The sequence below is a fragment of the Trinickia dabaoshanensis genome (assembly GCF_002879885.1).
In the GTDB taxonomy this organism is placed as follows: Bacteria; Pseudomonadota; Gammaproteobacteria; order Burkholderiales; family Burkholderiaceae; genus Trinickia; species Trinickia dabaoshanensis.
Map to the genome: position 1 here is coordinate 1 of NZ_PNYA01000094.1, position 394 is coordinate 394.

Sequence of the window (394 nt, forward strand, 5' to 3'; positions counted from 1 at the left end):
GTTTTCGTCTGAGTTGATCTTCGCGAGCTTCCATTTGCCGGCATATTCGGCCTCCAGCTTTTCCAGCATCGGGCCCAATGTGCGGCACGGGCCGCACCACGGCGCCCAGAAATCGACCAGCACCGGGATCTGGCGTGAGGTTTCGACCACTTCCTGCGCGAAATTCTGCGAGGTGATGTCGCTCATCGTCGGGCTTCTCCTGAGGGGCAATGGCGCCGGCATATCCGCCGGCGAGAGGTATCGTGCATTTTACTTGGGGTGGGCCGGGCCGTTTCGAGGCCGCCTGCCGTCCGTCTGCCCGCCGCATAACGTATGTCAGAGCAACGGTTGAAAATAGAACGATCGTTCGGATACCATCGGGTAAAAACAACACACAGATTTACGGAGACATGGC

General features: G+C 58.6%; 1 protein-coding gene. It reads right to left on the reverse strand.

Translation table 11 applies throughout. From position 1 onward, the window contains the following. On the reverse strand, window positions 1-186 hold a 186-nt coding region (locus C0Z18_RS32520; protein ID WP_233217593.1), incomplete at its 3' end, for a thioredoxin family protein. Between the last annotated feature and the right edge of the window lie 208 nt (window positions 187-394).